The sequence below is a fragment of the Craterilacuibacter sp. RT1T genome (assembly GCF_023502145.1).
GTDB lineage: Bacteria > Pseudomonadota > Gammaproteobacteria > Burkholderiales > Chromobacteriaceae > Craterilacuibacter.
In genome coordinates, this window is sequence record NZ_JAMFLI010000001.1 from 374,878 (window position 1) to 390,867 (window position 15,990).

Annotated in this window: 22 protein-coding genes; 5 read left to right on the forward strand and 17 right to left on the reverse strand. The window is 60.9% G+C overall.

Annotated features, from left to right (window positions below; genetic code table 11):
• The first annotated feature begins 41 nt into the window (after window positions 1-41).
• The 4 genes from M3P88_RS01975 (at window position 42) to M3P88_RS01990 (ending at window position 2,750) form a co-directional block, all read left to right on the forward strand.
• The gene (locus tag M3P88_RS01975; protein ID WP_249614391.1) at window positions 42-1,340 is read left to right on the forward strand and encodes a hypothetical protein; all 1,299 of its coding nucleotides are present in this window, start codon (window positions 42-44) and stop codon (window positions 1,338-1,340) included.
• Window positions 1,341-1,466: 126 nt separating this feature from the next.
• Window positions 1,467-1,664 carry a hypothetical protein gene (locus tag M3P88_RS01980; protein WP_249614392.1) on the forward strand — a complete coding sequence of 66 codons (198 nt, stop codon included), beginning with the start codon at window positions 1,467-1,469 and terminating at the stop codon, window positions 1,662-1,664.
• Window positions 1,621-2,436: a DUF6414 family protein gene (locus M3P88_RS01985; RefSeq protein ID WP_249614393.1), complete on the forward strand. Its 816-nt coding sequence runs from the start codon at window positions 1,621-1,623 to the stop codon at window positions 2,434-2,436. The genes M3P88_RS01980 and M3P88_RS01985 overlap by 44 nt, the downstream gene beginning before the upstream one ends.
• Before the next feature lie 2 nt (window positions 2,437-2,438).
• Window positions 2,439-2,750, forward strand: coding sequence for a helix-turn-helix transcriptional regulator (locus M3P88_RS01990; RefSeq protein ID WP_249614394.1), 312 nt, complete (start codon window positions 2,439-2,441; stop codon window positions 2,748-2,750).
• 97 nt (window positions 2,751-2,847) lie between these two features.
• Here M3P88_RS01990 and M3P88_RS01995 read toward each other — a convergent pair whose 3' ends face one another.
• The 11 genes from M3P88_RS01995 to M3P88_RS02040 form a co-directional block, all read right to left on the reverse strand.
• Complete coding sequence (locus M3P88_RS01995) at window positions 2,848-3,132, reverse strand: hypothetical protein (RefSeq protein WP_249614395.1); 285 nt, start codon at window positions 3,130-3,132, stop codon at window positions 2,848-2,850.
• Between the two features lie 193 nt (window positions 3,133-3,325).
• Window positions 3,326-3,727, reverse strand: coding sequence for a type II toxin-antitoxin system HicB family antitoxin (locus M3P88_RS02000; RefSeq protein WP_249614396.1), 402 nt, complete (start codon window positions 3,725-3,727; stop codon window positions 3,326-3,328).
• Window positions 3,724-4,014: an addiction module antidote protein gene (locus M3P88_RS02005; RefSeq protein ID WP_249614397.1), complete on the reverse strand. Its 291-nt coding sequence runs from the start codon at window positions 4,012-4,014 to the stop codon at window positions 3,724-3,726. The genes M3P88_RS02000 and M3P88_RS02005 overlap by 4 nt, the downstream gene beginning before the upstream one ends.
• A gap of 2 nt (window positions 4,015-4,016) precedes the next feature.
• Entirely contained in the window at window positions 4,017-4,316 is a 300-nt protein-coding gene (locus M3P88_RS02010; protein ID WP_249614398.1) for a type II toxin-antitoxin system RelE/ParE family toxin, read from the reverse strand.
• A gap of 39 nt (window positions 4,317-4,355) precedes the next feature.
• On the reverse strand, window positions 4,356-5,468 hold the full coding sequence (locus tag M3P88_RS02015; protein ID WP_249614399.1) for a phage late control D family protein: 1,113 nt from the start codon (window positions 5,466-5,468) through the stop codon (window positions 4,356-4,358).
• Window positions 5,465-5,932, reverse strand: a complete 468-nt coding sequence (locus tag M3P88_RS02020; RefSeq protein ID WP_249614400.1) for a phage tail protein — start codon at window positions 5,930-5,932, stop codon at window positions 5,465-5,467. The genes M3P88_RS02015 and M3P88_RS02020 overlap by 4 nt, the downstream gene beginning before the upstream one ends.
• Window positions 5,933-5,934: 2 nt before the next feature.
• On the reverse strand, window positions 5,935-8,466 hold the full coding sequence (locus M3P88_RS02025; RefSeq protein ID WP_249614401.1) for a phage tail tape measure protein: 2,532 nt from the start codon (window positions 8,464-8,466) through the stop codon (window positions 5,935-5,937).
• Complete coding sequence (locus M3P88_RS15870; RefSeq protein WP_283773061.1) at window positions 8,463-8,579, reverse strand: GpE family phage tail protein; 117 nt, start codon at window positions 8,577-8,579, stop codon at window positions 8,463-8,465. The genes M3P88_RS02025 and M3P88_RS15870 overlap by 4 nt, the downstream gene beginning before the upstream one ends.
• Before the next feature lie 11 nt (window positions 8,580-8,590).
• The gene (locus tag M3P88_RS02030; protein ID WP_249614402.1) at window positions 8,591-8,875 is read right to left on the reverse strand and encodes a phage tail assembly protein; all 285 of its coding nucleotides are present in this window, start codon (window positions 8,873-8,875) and stop codon (window positions 8,591-8,593) included.
• A gap of 57 nt (window positions 8,876-8,932) precedes the next feature.
• Window positions 8,933-9,442, reverse strand: coding sequence for a phage major tail tube protein (locus tag M3P88_RS02035; RefSeq protein ID WP_249614403.1), 510 nt, complete (start codon window positions 9,440-9,442; stop codon window positions 8,933-8,935).
• A gap of 17 nt (window positions 9,443-9,459) precedes the next feature.
• Window positions 9,460-10,635 carry a phage tail sheath protein gene (locus M3P88_RS02040; RefSeq protein WP_249614404.1) on the reverse strand — a complete coding sequence of 392 codons (1,176 nt, stop codon included), beginning with the start codon at window positions 10,633-10,635 and terminating at the stop codon, window positions 9,460-9,462.
• A gap of 104 nt (window positions 10,636-10,739) precedes the next feature.
• On the opposite strand from M3P88_RS02040, the gene M3P88_RS02045 reads away from it, so the two are divergent.
• Window positions 10,740-11,126: a response regulator transcription factor gene (locus tag M3P88_RS02045; protein WP_249614405.1), complete on the forward strand. Its 387-nt coding sequence runs from the start codon at window positions 10,740-10,742 to the stop codon at window positions 11,124-11,126.
• A 210-nt stretch (window positions 11,127-11,336) separates the two neighbouring features.
• Here the strand turns inward: M3P88_RS02045 and M3P88_RS02050 are convergent, their stop codons facing one another.
• The 6 genes from M3P88_RS02050 to M3P88_RS02075 all read right to left on the reverse strand — a co-directional run bounded on the left by M3P88_RS02050 (window position 11,337) and on the right by M3P88_RS02075 (window position 15,988).
• Window positions 11,337-12,422 (reverse strand): reverse transcriptase domain-containing protein, encoded by a 1,086-nt coding sequence (locus M3P88_RS02050; protein ID WP_249614406.1) that lies wholly within the window; start codon window positions 12,420-12,422, stop codon window positions 11,337-11,339.
• 269 nt (window positions 12,423-12,691) lie between these two features.
• Window positions 12,692-13,051, reverse strand: a complete 360-nt coding sequence (gene avd / locus M3P88_RS02055; protein WP_249614407.1) for a diversity-generating retroelement protein Avd — start codon at window positions 13,049-13,051, stop codon at window positions 12,692-12,694.
• 53 nt (window positions 13,052-13,104) lie between these two features.
• Window positions 13,105-14,220, reverse strand: coding sequence for a formylglycine-generating enzyme family protein (locus tag M3P88_RS02060; RefSeq protein ID WP_249614408.1), 1,116 nt, complete (start codon window positions 14,218-14,220; stop codon window positions 13,105-13,107).
• Between the two features lie 2 nt (window positions 14,221-14,222).
• Window positions 14,223-14,576: a hypothetical protein gene (locus tag M3P88_RS02065; RefSeq protein ID WP_249614409.1), complete on the reverse strand. Its 354-nt coding sequence runs from the start codon at window positions 14,574-14,576 to the stop codon at window positions 14,223-14,225.
• A 5-nt stretch (window positions 14,577-14,581) separates the two neighbouring features.
• A complete protein-coding gene (locus tag M3P88_RS02070; protein ID WP_249614410.1) occupies window positions 14,582-15,499 on the reverse strand; it encodes a hypothetical protein in 918 nt (305 codons plus the stop codon).
• Between the two features lie 9 nt (window positions 15,500-15,508).
• On the reverse strand, window positions 15,509-15,988 hold the full coding sequence (locus tag M3P88_RS02075; protein WP_249614411.1) for a hypothetical protein: 480 nt from the start codon (window positions 15,986-15,988) through the stop codon (window positions 15,509-15,511).
• Between the last annotated feature and the right edge of the window lie 2 nt (window positions 15,989-15,990).

Genomic DNA, 15,990 nt, shown 5'->3' on the forward strand with positions numbered 1-15,990 from the left:
CGACTGGCGGCCGCTGATTTCTTGTTTGTAAAGGGGTTGTCGTGTCCGATCTTTCCGTACTGGTGCTGCTGGCTGTCTGGCTGGCTTGTCCGATCCTGATCTGGCGGGCGGTGTGTCGCTGTGATGTTGCCCAGAAATACGGCATCTTCACCCGGCATGTTTCCGGCGCGCTGTCTGGTGGCGTGGCGCTACTCCCTGTCGTGGTAGTGACCAGTCTGCTCGCTGGCAGCGGCTGGCTCTATCCGGTGTCTTGTGGCTGCTTGGCCGCATGCTGGTATCTTGCCCGGCGCATTGCCGCGCCCGATCCGGTTGCCGAGCCGGCAAAGCCAGCGCCTGCATCGTCTGCCCTAGCCGGCCGGCCTGCAGGACGCTCCGCCTCTTCGCCAGTGCCTCTGGCGCCCATTGAGTGCGCGCCGCCTGCTGTAGCGCCCGACAAGCCTCATGTGCCCGCGCCCAATCCAGATGCTGTTTCCGAGGCGCAGTTTATTGTCCGCTGCGAAGCGGTAGCGGCCGATGGCTGGATAGACGATGGCGAGGCTTTCCAGTTGCAAGATCTGCTGCGCGCCAGCCCGTGGCTGCTGAGCAACCCGCGCATCGGCCAGCTCTCCCGCTTGCTGGAGGAGTCGCTACAGGATGGCGAGATCGACCCCATCGAGAGCGTTGACCTGATCGCACTGATCGAGTCGATCGGCGGCAATGTGCCGGCGGGAACGTTCAGCGACTGGGAGCCGGTGGGCCGCCCGAAGCGCACCCGCTCAACATGGCGCACGATCGAAGGCAGCAAGCTGGATGTGATCAATTTTGCCTACCTGAATGCCAAGGGCGAAACCAGTGACCGCAGAATGGTGGTGCGCATGATTGATGGCGAGCGCTTTGCCGGTCGCTGCCTGCTGCGCAATGCGCATCGCACCTTTCGCCTGGATAGGGTGCAGGGCGTGGTGACCTCAGAACTGACCGGCGAGGTGGCTGACGCCATGGGCTGGGCGGATGGCATCGTTGAGGCCCATGCGCAGGCTGAAATGGCGCGCAGCAAGGCGGCGGCCAGCATTGGTAATGTGACTGATTTTTCCTCGGCATCTATGAGCGTTTCCGAACTCAAAGCCGTTGGCGCGCTGGAGATTGCCTTTACCGGCTTTGCCTCGGCCAAGCGCGAATCGCTCGAAGACATGGCGGCCGGGTCTTACTTTATCGTGCGCAAAAATGTCACCAAAAACCTAAACCTGCTGTGTGCCGGCCCGCGTGCTGGCGCCAGCAAGCTTGAGAAGGCGCAGGCGATGGGGGCTTCCATCCTTGACGAAGATGATTTCCTGCTGATGGTAAAAGAGGCAGCCGACGCCTGATGAATACATCGCAGTCGATAACAGACACCAACCCGCAGAAAGCTGGCTAAACCGGTCGCTTTTCTGAGCTGGCAATGTATAACAGGTTAAAACTAAACCCTGTTTTTATCTGGCGAGGCCAAAGTCATGAACACTACATTTTTTTCCAGCCTGAAGAAGCTGGCCGAAGCAAGCGAAAAGGCAGATGCCCTGCTGACGCAAGGCGCTAAAGAAGTGTTCGACGTTCTTGAGGCGAGAACACGCGCGCATGAAGCAGAGCGCGAAAATATCAAAGGAAACCATGCACGTGGCGCAAGACTTTCAAAGCATCGATTCACTCTATGATTTTCTCTACCTAGATCGCAGCAGACTGTCTGCCTTTATGGCGCAGGTCTTTGACGACGGGGTACTTACATCCGTCAAGAAAACCGAGCAAACCGCCGACGGCATCCATAACGGCGTCGAGGCCGGCATTCCCAAGCTACTCAAGGGGGCCAGTAGTGCCCAGTCTACGAATACCACCAGTCAAGAGATGCAGTTCGACTCTTCATGGACGCTCCCTTTGAATGTGCTGGATGGCCTCGACCAGTATGGTTTTATCCGTCGCGGCCTTGCTGACACCCGTATCGGCCAGCTTCGCCTGACGTGCGGCAGGGTATCGGTGTTGGATATCAAGCTGCTGCAGAACATGTGGACCCCGTTGCTCGATTTTTTTGTCCGGCAAGAGGCAGCAGGAAAGAGCGCCAAACAGATAGGTGCTTTGAAAGCTGAATACAAGTCCATTGGCGCTCTGATCGAGAAATTGCCGCAATCGGTGCAGATGTATCTTACCGATCATGATGGCGATCAAGTATGGATGACGCTGAACAGTGAATTCATGGTAATCAACCCAGATGATTTGGCACTCAAGCATGGCGGCCATATTTCTGGCGACTGGCATGTTCTTGGCTGCGTTGATGCGCTTCCTGAAGATGATTCGCCTCCACCTGATATCGGGTCAGCGCTGGCCTCTTCCATGGCTGAAATGCTCAATGCCGTCCGTCTTGCTGCCGGCCGCCCATTCAATCATTACGGCATGACGCCAATCCTGATCTTCAGACAGATAGAAAAGGGCTGACAATGAATCTACATCACCGCCTGCAATCCGAACGCGCCCGTCTTGGCTTGGGGCAGATGAGCGCGGCCCGTCTGGCCGGCGTGTCGGCCTCGACTTACGCGGCGTGGGAGGCAGGCACACGGGCCGCCAATACTAATGCCTTGCTGGCGCTGGGTGATGCCGGTTTTGATGTCGGCTTTGTATTGGGCAGCGCGCACGCCATGCCGGCGTTATCGCCCGAGCTTGCCGAGGTGGTGGCCTTGTGGGGCCGGCTGGATGAGCGCACGCGGCGTATGCTGCTGGCCGCCATGCGCGAGGCCGACCCATGCGCCTGAGCCCCAGCACCGCCCGCTTGCTGGCCGGCCCCCGCGCCCGATCCGGCCGGCGCGACACGATGACGCGGCGCTACCTGCCCGCCCCGACCAAACCGCGCTAGCGGCGGGCGCACGGGCATAGCTGATAGCGGCGGGCTTTTTCCATCACCACTTCATCCGCGCTCCATAATGCCGATGCTAACGCCGCTGCCCATGCCTTCGGGTCTGCGGCGGCCTCTGGCAGCATCTGCTCCAGCAGGCGGGTGGTGGTGCCGGTATCGTGACGGTCGGAAAGCGAATTTTTGATGATGTAATCGACGTGACTTTGTATTTCTTGCACGCGCTGCTGCTCACGTTGCCTCTGCTCCCACACTTGCTGTTTTTCCTGTTGCTCTGGTGTCATTGTGAACCCTTCTAATATCCAGCGTTTTGACGAATTGACCGGCCAGATCCTTGGCCGGCTGTCGGCTGGCGCTCAGTTTCTCACGCGCTAAGGGTGGGGCGGCTGGCGGGCTGGTTGTGGCAGGGCGCCACAATAGAAAACCACCCTTGCGGGCGGTGGTTTGATCGGTGCTTTGCTGGGTGTGCCGGCACGGTCAATCTTGGTATTGACTCATGTCAATCTCAACAGTTTTCCAGATAAAGCCTGCGTATTCTGGGCTAGCAGCGTGCGATTGCATGCTGTTGGCCGCCGGAACTTTCATCCCTTCTTCTGCCATCCCTTGCAAATGCAGGCCTATGGCCTCTTTTGCGTTGCGAAGCGCCTCATTCAGTGTGTCGCCCGCCGAAAAACATCCCGGAATATCCGGCACGATCACGCCGAATGCGTGGGCTTCGTCGCCGGGCTCGATTGCGATTGGAAACAGCATTTTTGCATCCCGCTTTTTCAGCAGGCTGGCTGGCAGCACTTCGGCGGCGGGTTTCATGTTCGCCATGTCTTGCGTTCCCAGTTCTCGGACTTCGCCGTCTTCACGGGTGAGCGGCTCAGATTTTTTCATGTGTGTGCAGTCGGCGTGGCGTGAAGCTGTACGCCCAGTGCGCGCAGCAGCTTGAGCATGGTGTCGTAGCGCGGCTTCGCGCCCGGCATCAGCGCCTTGTAAAGGCTTTCACGCCCCATGCCACTATCTTTTGCCAGCTGCGCCATGCCTCTTGCTCGGGCAATGTCGCGCACGGCTAGTAGCAGCATGTCAGGATTGCCGTCTTCTAGTGCAGCGTTCAGGTATTCGGCAATGGCCTCTTCGCTGTCCAGATAGTTGGCAGCGTCGAATGGGACAATTTGTGTCATAGCTAGTCCTCCGGCAAGTTATCCAGCATGGTCTTGGCGTGGTGAATGTCACGCTGCTGGCTGGATTTGCTGCCACCACATAGCAGCAAATAAACCACGCTGCCGCGCCGTGTGTAGTAGACCCTGTAGCCGGCCCCAACGTGGACGCGCATTTCAGAGATGCCTTCGCCCACAGGCTCGCAATCGCCAAAATTACCCAGTGATGCAGCCCGGATGCGCTGGACAATCCTGGCCTTGGCGATTGGGTCGCGCAATCCGGCCAGCCAGCGGTCAAATTCGGCGGTGGCAACAAATGTGTTCATGCGCTCATTGTATCCGATTAGATACAAATGACAAGCCCGTCAGCTGGCCATGTCTTCCAGCTTCATCTCCAGCGCCAGCCGGGTGATCAGCCCGTTATCGTCCAGCGTGTGGGTGACGCTGGCGATGATCCAGCTGCAAGCATCGATGGCCGGCTTGAAGCCCTGCACGGTCGCCGGTAGCTCCGGCATGATCTCCGGCCGCCCACGGGCGAGGGTGATCTCGAAGCTGGCCACGCCGCGCTGCAACTTTTCCCAGGCACTGCGCGCACCCTGCCATGCCGTGTTTTCGCTGGCATAGGTGTGGCGCAGCTGCTTGATGTTGTCGGCGCTGGCCTCGATGGCCTCGCGCTGGGTGACGGTCAGCTTTTTGGTCTTGAGCACTTTGCCGCGCTTGCCGACTTGGTTCTTGCGCTCGAATTGGGTGTTCTTGTCCACCAGCACTTCGCCGCGCTTGCCGTTATCGATGTCCTGCCAGTAGGCGCGCACGGCGGTGTAGTTGTCGCGGTCGGCAATGGAAAAGCGGTGGCTGTCGCCATCGCGGCGCAAGATCGCCACCGGCGGCATGGGCAGGCCGCTGGCGGTGGTGGCATCACCCGCCCTGATAAACAGCAGACGGCCGGCCTTGACGGTGGCGATGGCATCCCATTCGCCGGCCAGCCGTGTCGCCAGCGCGATGTCGCTTTCGCCTTGCTGGTCCAGATGCGGCACTTTGCGGTCGGAAAGCTCGGGCGGGATCACGGCGGTCAGCCCGTTGGCTTCGGCCAGCGTGCGAATGATCTCGCCCAAGGTCTTGCCGTGAAAGCTGCGCTCTTTGCGCTGGGCAATGCCGGCACGCAGGTCGGCAGAGCGGGCGCGCAGGGTGATCTTGTCTGGCGCTCCGCTGTGCTCGATCTCGTCTACGGTGTAATCGCCCTTGTCTACCATCAGCCCGCCTTTCCAGCCCAGCGCCAGCTTGATCTTGGCGCCACGGGTGGGCAGGTCCAGCTTGCCGTCTGCGTCGTCCAGCTCGATATCCAGCTGGTCGGCCTCGAAGCCGCGCGCGTCGGTCAGGCTGAGCGAGATCAGGCGCGGGGTGATGTTGGCGCTGATGTCACGGCCTGACAGGCTCAGGCTGAAGGCGGGGCTATCGGTGCGGGTCAAGTCGATATTCATGGCAGCCAGCCTTGCAGGCCCGGCACCATGGCGGATAGCTGGCCGGTGATCTGGCCCAGCATGTCGGATAGCGAGTCGCCATCCACCCGCCTCAGGCTGAGGGTGAACTCGATGCGCCGCGCCTTGCCGTCGCTATGAAACAGGGTGCGGCCGGCCTCCAGCGATTCGATCATGTAAAAACCCCAGATCTCGCCGCCGCCATCGATCAGCGGCCATGCGCGCCCCTGATCGGCCATCAGCCGCACCATGGACAGGGCGGTGTCGCCGCCGGTCAGCTCGGGCACCAGCACGCCGGACAGGGTGACGGTTTCATCGTCCGGCCCCAAAAACTGCACGCTCTTGCGCTGACCCACGCGGCTATTGCCCGGCAAGCGCCAGCCGGCGCGGTGTTGCAGCTGCTGATAGGGCAGGGTGTCCATCGCGAACACAAACATGCCCAGCGTCATCATCGGTAAGCCTTGCATGGTTAATCCCTGTCGGTGAGGCGTGAGCGGCCGCGCGCGGCCTGCTGGCGCTTGGCCTTGTCGATCTCTTGCGCCACCAGCCGCGCCAGTGCGCGCTCGTCCATGCCGGGCGCGGCGTTGATCGTGATATTGATGGGGCTGGCGGCGGCACTCTGGCTAACCGCTGCGCCGGGCCGGCTTAGTGGCGGCCGACTGTCTAGCGGCAGCGTGCCGGCCATGGCGATGCCCGCGCCCAGCGTGAGGCCTGCGCCGGCGGCGGTGAGCTTTTTGGCGGTGGCCATTACCGCCTGCAAGGGGCTGGCCTGCCCGTCGTTCAGCCCCTGCGCCAAGCCCTGCATGGTGTAGCCGCCTATCCTGGCAAACACCCGAGAAGGGGAGTGCACTTCCAGCCGTTTGCGTAGCCATTCCGGCAGTACGTCACCAACGCCCCGCACTGCACTCATCACCCATTTGAGCCCGCTTTGAATGCCTTTCACCAGCCCTTGCATGAGCTGCTGGCCAATGGTGTTAAGCCTTGATGGCATTGCAGTGAGCCATGCCAGTGCCGTGTTGGTGCTGGCCAGTACGCCCTGCCATAGCCCGGCAAAAAACGCCTTGATCGGCCCCCAGTATTTCCAGATCGCCAGCGCTGACACGGCAATAGCCGTCACCGCCAAGCCGATCGGGTTCATCAGTAGTGCCCTGGAGATAAACAGGATGGCGTTACCCACCGCCGGCAGGGCGGCGCGCGCCAGCGTCCATAGCGGCGTCGCCAGTGCGAAGGCCTTGATGCCCAGCACGCTCATGCTGAGCTTGGCCAGCGCCAGCGGCCCCAGTATGGCGGCCAGCGCGACGGCGAGGCCGCCGGTGGCGATCAGGGCGATACTGATAAAGGCGGCCACCTTCATGATGGTATTGGCCAGTGCGGGGTTTTGCTTGGCCCAGTTGCTGGCGGTGGCGGCGGCTTCGCCCATCCATTCCGTGACCGCCTTCAGTTCTGGTCCGATGGCTTCGCCCATCTTGACCAGAAAGTTGGTAAAGGTGCCGCTGGCGGCATCCCACAGGTTTTTGAGCGTGCCAAGCTGCTGGCCTACGCGGTCTTGCAGGCTGGCTTGCGCTTCCATCTTGGCCTGCATTTCGGTGTATCCGGCCTTGCCTTTCTCGATCATCAGGGTGAGCACTTGCAGGGTTTCTGCATCGTCCCCAAACATCTCTTTCAGCACCGATCCACGGTCTTGGGTGCTGAGTTTTTTGAGCTGCGCCAGCTGGGCGTACATTTTGTCCAGCCCGCCAAACTCGCCCTTGCCATCGGTGAAGTCCAGCGAAAAGCCCGCGCCCATGTCTTTTAGCTCGGCGTTGGCTTTGTCGGCCTTGTCTTTGCTCATGCCCAGCTGAAACACCTTGCGATAGGCGTTGCCCGCCGACCCGCCATCGGTCATGCCGGCCTGATTGGCCAGCGCCAGTAAGGGTGCCAGCTCTTTAGCGCCCTGCAGGCCCTTCTTGCCGATGGTGTCCATACCGGCACCCAGCTTGCTGAAGCCTTGCAGCATCCACTCTGGGTCTACGCCGGTGTAGTAGGTTTTCTGGATGACATCCATCAAGGACATCATGTCTTTTTCGGTGGTGCGGGTGGCGTCTTGCAGCTGTGCCGAAAACTTGGCCGCGTCCTCATACGGCATTTTCATCTGCACGCCGATATAGGCAGTGGCCTCGCCCAGCCCGTTCAGGATGGACGCTGCGCTCATGCCCTGGCGTAGCAGCATGGCCATCATGCCTTGCAGCTCGGCGGTGGTGCCCGGCAGGCGGTTGCCCAGCTGCTCGGCCAGTGCGTTGATCTTTTCAAACTCGGGCGGCACGCTGCCGCCTTTGCGCATCATCGCCACGCGTAAGTTGGTGGCGGCGTCTTCGGCTTTGGCGTATTCGCGCACCGACATGGCGATGGGTGCGCCGGCCGCCGCGCCGGCCGCCATCATGCCGGCCCCTGCGCCGGCCAGCTTATCGCGGGTGGCGAGGGCTTTGTCGTAGTTCGCGCGGGCGGCGGCCTGCTTGCGCATTTGCTCGCCATGGGCGCGTAGCCGTTGCTCTTGCCTCTCCAGTGCGGCGCTGGCCTCTGTGACCCGCTGGCGCAGTTCGCGTTGGTGCTGGGCCAGATTGCGGGTTGGTGTGCCGGCTGCTGCCAGCTCTGCGCGCAGTCGCTGCTGTTTCTGAGTGAGGGTCTGGCTACGCTCGCCCAGCCGCTTGGCTTCTGCCGTGGCTGCGGCCAGCTCTCTTGCCATGACCTTGGTCGGGTTTTCCGTGGCGGCAAACGTGCGGGCCAGTGCTTGCGCCTTGTCCTTCGCTTGCGCTAGCTGGTTGGCGGCGATGGCTGCGTCGCGGCTGACTTGCCGGAAGGCGTCCATCCTGGCGCTTGCCTGCTCCATGCCCTTGATCTGGTCGCGCGCGCCCTTTACTGCCTGCGCCAAGCCTTTGCTGCCCTGCATGGCCGACTTGAGCGGGCCGGTGATCTTGTCTACCGCCTGCAGGATCACTTCCAGCTTGAGATTGCGCCCGCTCATTCGTCTGCTCCGTTTCTTAGCCTGGCGCGCTCGCGCCATTGCATTAGCTCTACCAGCGTCATGCCGTCCATTTCTCGCGGCGGCCAGTGAAACACCACCGCGATATCCGCCATTGCGTCGTCAATTACGCGAGGGATGCATCCGGCTTGCTGGCATTCGGCAACAAAAAACCGGACACCACGATGCCGGCCTGCATCAGGTCTGCAATATCCATGCGCCCGACTTCATGCTCGGTGAGGACAGGGGTGGTAATGCGTGGCAAGACTTTGGCCAGTGCGTCGACATCCATCTGGATCAGACCCGTCAGCGCGATGCCGCGCAGCTCGCCGGCCAGCGGTTTGCGCAGGCTCAGTTCGGTGATTTCGGTGTCGCCGCGTTTGATTGGGGTGTCGAGTGTCATTTTGTTCATGGGGTGCTTTCTGTGTGACAAAGGCCGGCGCGCGCCGGCCGTTTGGGCATGGGGTGGTTACAGGCCGATGGCCTTGCGATGCTCTGCCAGACGGTCTTCGCCGCCGACTTTTTCGACCATGTTGACGAGGTCAATCTCGATCAGGTCTTCGCCGTTGATGCTGAGCTTGTAATAGCTGAGCGCAGACTTGACCTTGAATTCGGTATCGTCGCCGGCCTTGGCGCTGCCGGGGTCGATCTCTTCATGCCGGCCACGGCAGACGATTTCGACGGCATCTACGGCATCGGTGTCGTCGCGCTGGTAGGCACCGGCAAAACGCAGCATGACGCCATCGACCTTGGCAATGCCGAAGTCGCGGTAGATCTCGGCCATGATGCCGCCGTAGCTGTGCTCCAGCTCCATGGCTTCCATGCCCATGTCGACCTTGACCTCACCGGTCATGCCGGCGCCGCGCCAGCCTTCCATCTTGCGGGCGATCTTGGGCAGGGTGACTTCGCCGGCCTGGCCGATGAAGTTTTCACCGTTGTAAAACACGTTGAAGTGTTTGAGTTTGCGGGGCAGGGCCATTCTGTTTTCCTTTTGGGTTAGCCGTTGATGCGCGCGGCGAAGTCAACCAGATAGCGGTCGGTGATGCGCTGCTGCAGCATCAGGTTTTCCAGCGGCGGCACCGGGGTGTAGTCGTAGTCGATATACAGCTTGCCGCTCTTGAGCACTTCTTTGCTGTTGGCTTCTTCGTTAAACCAGCAGTCAAAGCCCAGCAGGTAGCCTTGCGCCACCAGCTCGCGCCCCTTGGCCTTGATGCCTTCTACGATGTCCTTCACCAGGCTTGGGTGCATCGGCTTGTCGATGGCCCACATGTGCGCATCGGCCATGGTGTCGGCCAGCACTTGCGCGGTGCGGGTGTAGTTTTCGAAGGCAAACAGCGGATCATCCGAGCAAGTACGCGAGCCCCAGAAGCGATAGCCGCTAGACTGAATCAGGGCGGTGACGTCTTTTTCGTTGAGGTAGCCGACGTCGGTGGCGGGGTCCTGCAGATCCCACGTCAGATCGATGCTGATGCCGGTGACGCCATTGACGCCGACGTTGGACAGGGTCTTGTGCCAGCCGGTTTCTTCATCGATCTTGGCACGCAGGCCGCAGGCAAAGGCGGTGGCTGGCGCTTCGACGGACTTGTTTTCTGTCGTGGACCAGCACACCCAGTTCGGGAAGATCACCATCGCTTCGCGCGCGGCCAGCGTGTCGCGATAGGCGGCGGCATCTTCTTTGGTGCTGCAGTCATGCGCAGACAGATAGGCAAAGGCGCGCAGCTTTTGCGCGATGCTGACCAGGGCAGTGGCGACGGCGGCATTGTCCAGCCCCGGCACAGCCAGAATGCGCGGCTTGACCTTGAGGGTGTTGTTGGCGGCCAGCAGGGCTTTCATGCCGGTAAATTTGCCGTCTACGCTGGTGCCGCCAATGATGTTGCTGGTTGTTTCAGCTTCGTCAGCGCCATCGGCCACGCGCACCACGACCACCATGGGCTTGGCTTGTGCGGCGATGGCTTCTAGTGTGGGCTTGAGCGTGCCCTTGGTGCCGGCCTTGCCGATGGCCTCTTGCACGTTGCCCGCCAGCAATACCGGCGTATCCAGCGGGAAGGCCACGGCATCCGCGTCGCTGGCGGTGCACACGATGCCGATGATGGCGGTGGCGATGGTACGGATAGGGCGGGTGCCTTCGTTGATCTCTACGACGCGCACGCCGTGGTGATAATCTTGCGCCATGCTTTCATTCTCCGGAGTTGAGCATACCGCTAGATTTTGCCCGCCCAAGCGCCCCTGCGCGCTGGGCGCTTGTTGTAACTGACCCGATCACACCTTGGAATTGTATGAATGCTCACCTGGCGCGCTTGGCGCGCGATGTTGCGGTAGCGGCGGTGGATGGCGATATGCTGCCTGTGATTGACGCGGTATCTGCGCGCAGCCTAGCGCTGTCTGTCAAATCGGCCTCCGTCCGCCCGGCGCTGGCCGGCTTGCTGCGCCAGTCTGCGATAGAGGGTGCTGGCCGCCATGATCGGCGCGCCACAGCCCGCCTGATGCTGACCGCGCGCGAACGTGATGTGGCCGATTTGCTTGAGCTTGGGCTATCGAATGGCGCGATGGCTGCGCGTCTTGGCGTGAGCGAGCGCACGATACGCGCGCACCTTGAGGCGATGAATCAAAAGCTGTTTACGCGCAGCCGCACGGAATTGCTTGCACGCTTATTGGGTGTTTAGCATCGGCGCATACGCCGATGTGTTTGATAGTGCATGAACTCATAGTGCATGCTTTTTGAGGTCGCACCATGCAATCAACATCCCGTCAGGCCGCCATGCAGATTAATCCTCTTATCGGCTCCAGTTGCGATGATACGCTGGCTGGCCTGTACGAACTGCTCACCCATGCTGCGTCCCGCCCTGATATCGATGCCTCTACTGCGCTGATACTTAACTGCGCAGCAAGTGCGGCGGGGTTTGAGGCGGCATTGCTTCTCGTTTAAATACAAATGCCTTCATGACAAATTCACGCAAACCAAACGTCTGAGCATGACTGGCGTGAGCGACCCAGCTTTTGATGCTTGGCGTGATGTCATCAATGCTGATTTCGCCTGCTGCGTATTGCCGCTTGAGCCTTCGCAGCTTAGTTTTGATGCGCTTGATGCTATCCACGCGCAATCGTCGGTGAGTCGGGTATATCCGGTATCCCAGAAAATCCAGTGCACGTCCGTTGCGCACAGCAACCGGGAATACCTGCGTTTTATGGTTGGTTTTTAGCCTCAGCTCGCGCCACAGCCAGTCCTCGATGTCGGCGCGCACGCGGTGCAGGTGCTGTTTGTCGTGATGAACGATGATGAAATCGTCCATGTAGCGGCAGTAGTGCCGCTCCCCCAGCTTGTGTTTTGCGTAGTCGTCAAGCTCGTGCAGATAGATGTTGGCGGATAACTGGCTGGTCAGATTGCCGATCGGCAGGCCGACTGGCGCGAGTCCGTCGCCTGCCGTGCTGTCAATAATGGCGTCCAGCAACGCCAGCGTCGGCTGGCACGCGATGCGGCGGCGGATCAGTTTTTTAAGAATGCCGTGGTCGATGCTGGCGAAAAACTTGCTGATGTCAGCCTTGAGCGCATACACGCGCCCATGCTGCCGCTGCACACGGCGCAGAAAATCTTGCGCCCGATCTGCGCCGGCATGCGTGCCTTTGCCAGGTCGACAGGCGTAGCTGTCGAAGTGGAAGCGCTGCTCCCATATCGGCTCAATCACTGAAACAATCGCGTGCTGGACAACGCGATCACGGAACGGTAGTGCGGCGACTATGCGGTGCTTTGGCTCGAACACGTCGAATAACCTGTACTTTCCTGTCTCGTACATCCTCCATATCAGCTCGTTTTGCAGCTGGATCAGATTGCCCTCCAAGTCCTGCTCGAAGCGCATAACCTCCAGTCGCGTTCGCTTGCCTGCACGAGCCTTCAAGTAAGCGCGGTGCAAGTTCTCAAAGTCGTAAATCTTTGGTAATAAATTGTTATAAGTTTTTGGCATGGGTGCGCGCTGACTTTCGTTTTGCTACTTGCCAGCACGGTTTGTTTAATGTTTCGCCAATAGGCGAGGATGTCGCGTCCTTTTGATGGCGCACTGGCGGCGGGCCCGTAGGCATGCCGCTTCTGGCTTTCCTCAAGAGCGGGGCGGAACCCGATGTTGCTGTTCGCGTTCGTGCGCGGATTGTTGCAGTTGAGCGCAAACACGCCAGCTGTCGCGGCGTTGTTCCAATTGCCGCCACGGATCGGGAGCCAGTAACGCGATACCCTTGGTTAATCTGTTGTCCCGCGCTGGCTGGCAGACTTTATCCATCCGCCGACCATGCGCCCGATTTCATCATTGTGACGCGCCCAATTCTCGTATTTCTTGAAATCCAGATAGCCTAGCGCCTTGGCCATTCGCACCTGGCTGCGCAGCAACTCCAGCTCGCCATCCAGCTCTTGCAGCGTGGTCTTTTTGTGGTAGCGCTTATTGCAAACCACAATCAGCCGCAGTATCTGCCACATGCTATGCCTGATTTCTGCACTGAGCACATGCCGCTCGGCTTTAGGAAACTGGCGCATGGCCACGTAGCCATATTCGATCATCGCCTCACATCGCTGGCGTATCAGCAAATCGTTGTTTGGATTCATGGGCACTCAAGGGTGCGCTATCGCGCACCCGGTCAGATGTCACATTACAGATATCAGGCCACAAAAGCGGGGCGGAACCCGACGCTGCTGGTCGCGGTCGTGCGCGGATTGTTGCAGTAGAGCGCAAACACGCCAGCTGCCGCGGCGTAGTACCAATCGCCGCCACGGACCGGGAGCCGCTCGCCGTAGTTGCGCAGGTATAACTGATCGCCGCCAAGGCCTGTTGCCGCGACAGGGTACAGTCCAAGCTGCTTTAGCAGGGCTGGCGCGGTCAGGCCGGCCTTGATTCCGCACGACTCGAATGCGCCCGAGTTGAGCCCTGGCGTGTTGCTGCTGTCTCCTGCCGTGCCAGTGCGGTTAACGATCGTGTCCGACAGGAGCGGCGTGCCGTGGTTGCCGGTGGTGCCGGCGGCTGGCGAATCGTACTTAGCAGTACCGGCGGTTCCGGGCGCGACCAGCGTACCGTCGGACACCTTGATCGCCTTCCAGTCTGCCGAACCGGCGGAGTGGTCTGCGCTGGCCAGTGCGGCGTCGTTATTGGCGATGATCTGGATCTCACCGTCGTTCAGGCGCAGACCGCTCTGCCATTCCCACACGTTGCCGTTAAGGTCCGCGACGCCGGCCATGGTGTTGTCGTGATACCAAGACGCTGGGCCGGAACCTGTCAGCGTCGCCCCATCGCCTGTGGCGTCGCCCGGACGTCCGCCATTGACTCGGCGCGCGGTTTCATACGTCTGCACTGTGTCGCGGCCGAAGTTGTTGTTTCCGCGCGGCATGAAGCCGTTTTTCCAGCACCACAGCGCGAGCGCGGCCCATTCGGCGTTGGTCATCAGGTGCCAGCCGGCGCCCTTGTTGCGGCATGCGGTGTGCGCGGCGTCGTAGTTCAGCGAGCGCGCCGGGTTCATGCCTGGCAAGCTCAGCGCGTTGCCGTCATGCAGCGTCGCCTGGAACTTGCCGACAAAGATTTCGCTCTTTTCAACGCCGCCAACCACGAAGGCCGGATGCACGCCGGTGCCAAGGCTGGCGTCGATGTCCTGCACGTTAAACTTTGGGATGACCGCCATGATCGACGGGTAGCCCTTGCTGTCGTACAGCACGGTATTTTTTCCGCCCGAAGCGGCTTCGACAGACTGGCGCAGACTGTCGACAACGGAAATGACGATGGACATGCTTATTCTCCCTGGTGTTCGATGGTTTCAGCGCAGCCCCACAGCTGCACGGTGACGGTTTCTGCGTTGAGCGGCTCCGGCTGCGGTGGCGCTACGCCTTCTCCGGCTTCGCCCTGCGGATCGACGGGCAGGTAACGGCGGCGCGGCAACGTAATGACTGCTGCGTAGGTGTCGCCCTCGGTTCTGGACAGCGTCTCGCCGCGGCGCGTGGTGCGCACCTCGACTTGCCGGGTGGTATCGCCCTGCTCGGCCTCAAGGTCGATCTGCAGCGCGGCTTCGCCCAGCGTGATGGTCAGCATGCTGCCGGTTAGCCTTACGCCCGGCAGACGCCCCTCGGTCATGGTCTGGATATTCATGGCGATCACTTGTAGTTCGGGTTGGATACGGTGTAGCGCAGCACCACGTTGTCGGCGCTACCCTCCATCTGCACGGCAAAGCCGTTGGTCGCGCGGCTGGACAGGGTGAGCAGGCCGACGGCGTTGACGTCAGTAGCGGACTCGACTTCAAGATGCACGGCGTAGTCGGCGCGCGGTAGCGTCACCGGCAGCGGCACGTACACGCTCGGCCGGCTGTTGACGTACCAAGCGTTGGCCTCCTGTACGGTGCGCAAGTCGGCAAGCGAGACCGCAGACAGGTTTCCCGCCGTGTCTTGCGCGGGCAACGTCAGTCGGTAAAGCGCCATGCCAGCGTCCGGCACTGCCTCGCTAATGTCGATGCGGTAACCGGTCGGGCTTTTCCACAAGTACGCAATCAGCGTGAGTTGGTTGGTAGACGGGTTGGTTGGCACCGAGACGTGGTAGTCGTCGTCGCGCAACTCGACGATGGCGCCGTCGATCATCGCGCGGCTGGTTCCGCTGCCGACCGTGCCGCTGGCGGACAGGTGCAACGCGCGGATGTCCGACTTGGTTAGTACGGCACCGCTGACCACATACTTGTTCTTTAGTACGGCGCGACCGCTGATCCGCTCGGTGTTGCGGATGCCCTCCAGGCGGCGGTTGGCGGCACCGGCGAGATTCAGCGCCTCCTGCGCCATCGCAATGATGCCGACCTGAGACTCTGGCGCGAAGGCGTCGTAGCCGTCCAGCCGCGCCTTTAGACTTTGCTGGTTGCCGCGCGCGGCGGAAACTTCGTCTGCGAATTTCTTCAGGTATTGCGTGCGGTTTGCCAGCTGTCTGGTCGGCACGTTGTCAATGCCATCCGGTCCACCTTGAAGCGGGTCAGTGTCGGCCCACTGATAAATGCTAGATTCCCATAAGACCTGTTCTTGCAGGTTTGCCATATGTCGTCCTTAGAATGTGATCGTCCACGAGCCCGACAGCGTCATGTCGTCCGTCTTCTCTATTGGTGCCCGCGTCTTGCGGGCGTAAAGCGATCCGTCTGAGCAGATCAGTCCAAACTCTGCAATCCTTTTCCCGACCGCTTCGTTCGCCGCTAGTGTCCAGCTGAATGACACTTTCCCTGCAGATGGATAGCTGACTTGCCCGACCGGCTTTAGCGTCGCGCCAGTCAGTGTCGTGTCGCCTGGCGCGGGAGGCGTCCCGTTGGCGCCAAAACCAATTCTGTTTACCGGCTTGCCACTTCCGTTTCCGCCGATCAGCTTCGCGTGGGCATCCTTGGCGGCATCGACCACCAGATTCGGCTCAGCAAACTCATGCTCCAGCACGCCGCGGCGATACACCCTTAGCTCGAACACGCCAGTCGCCGGCGGTGATGCGTCCGTCGTTGCCATACGCGCTGGCGAGCTGCATGCCCTATCTTCGTCGCTCAATT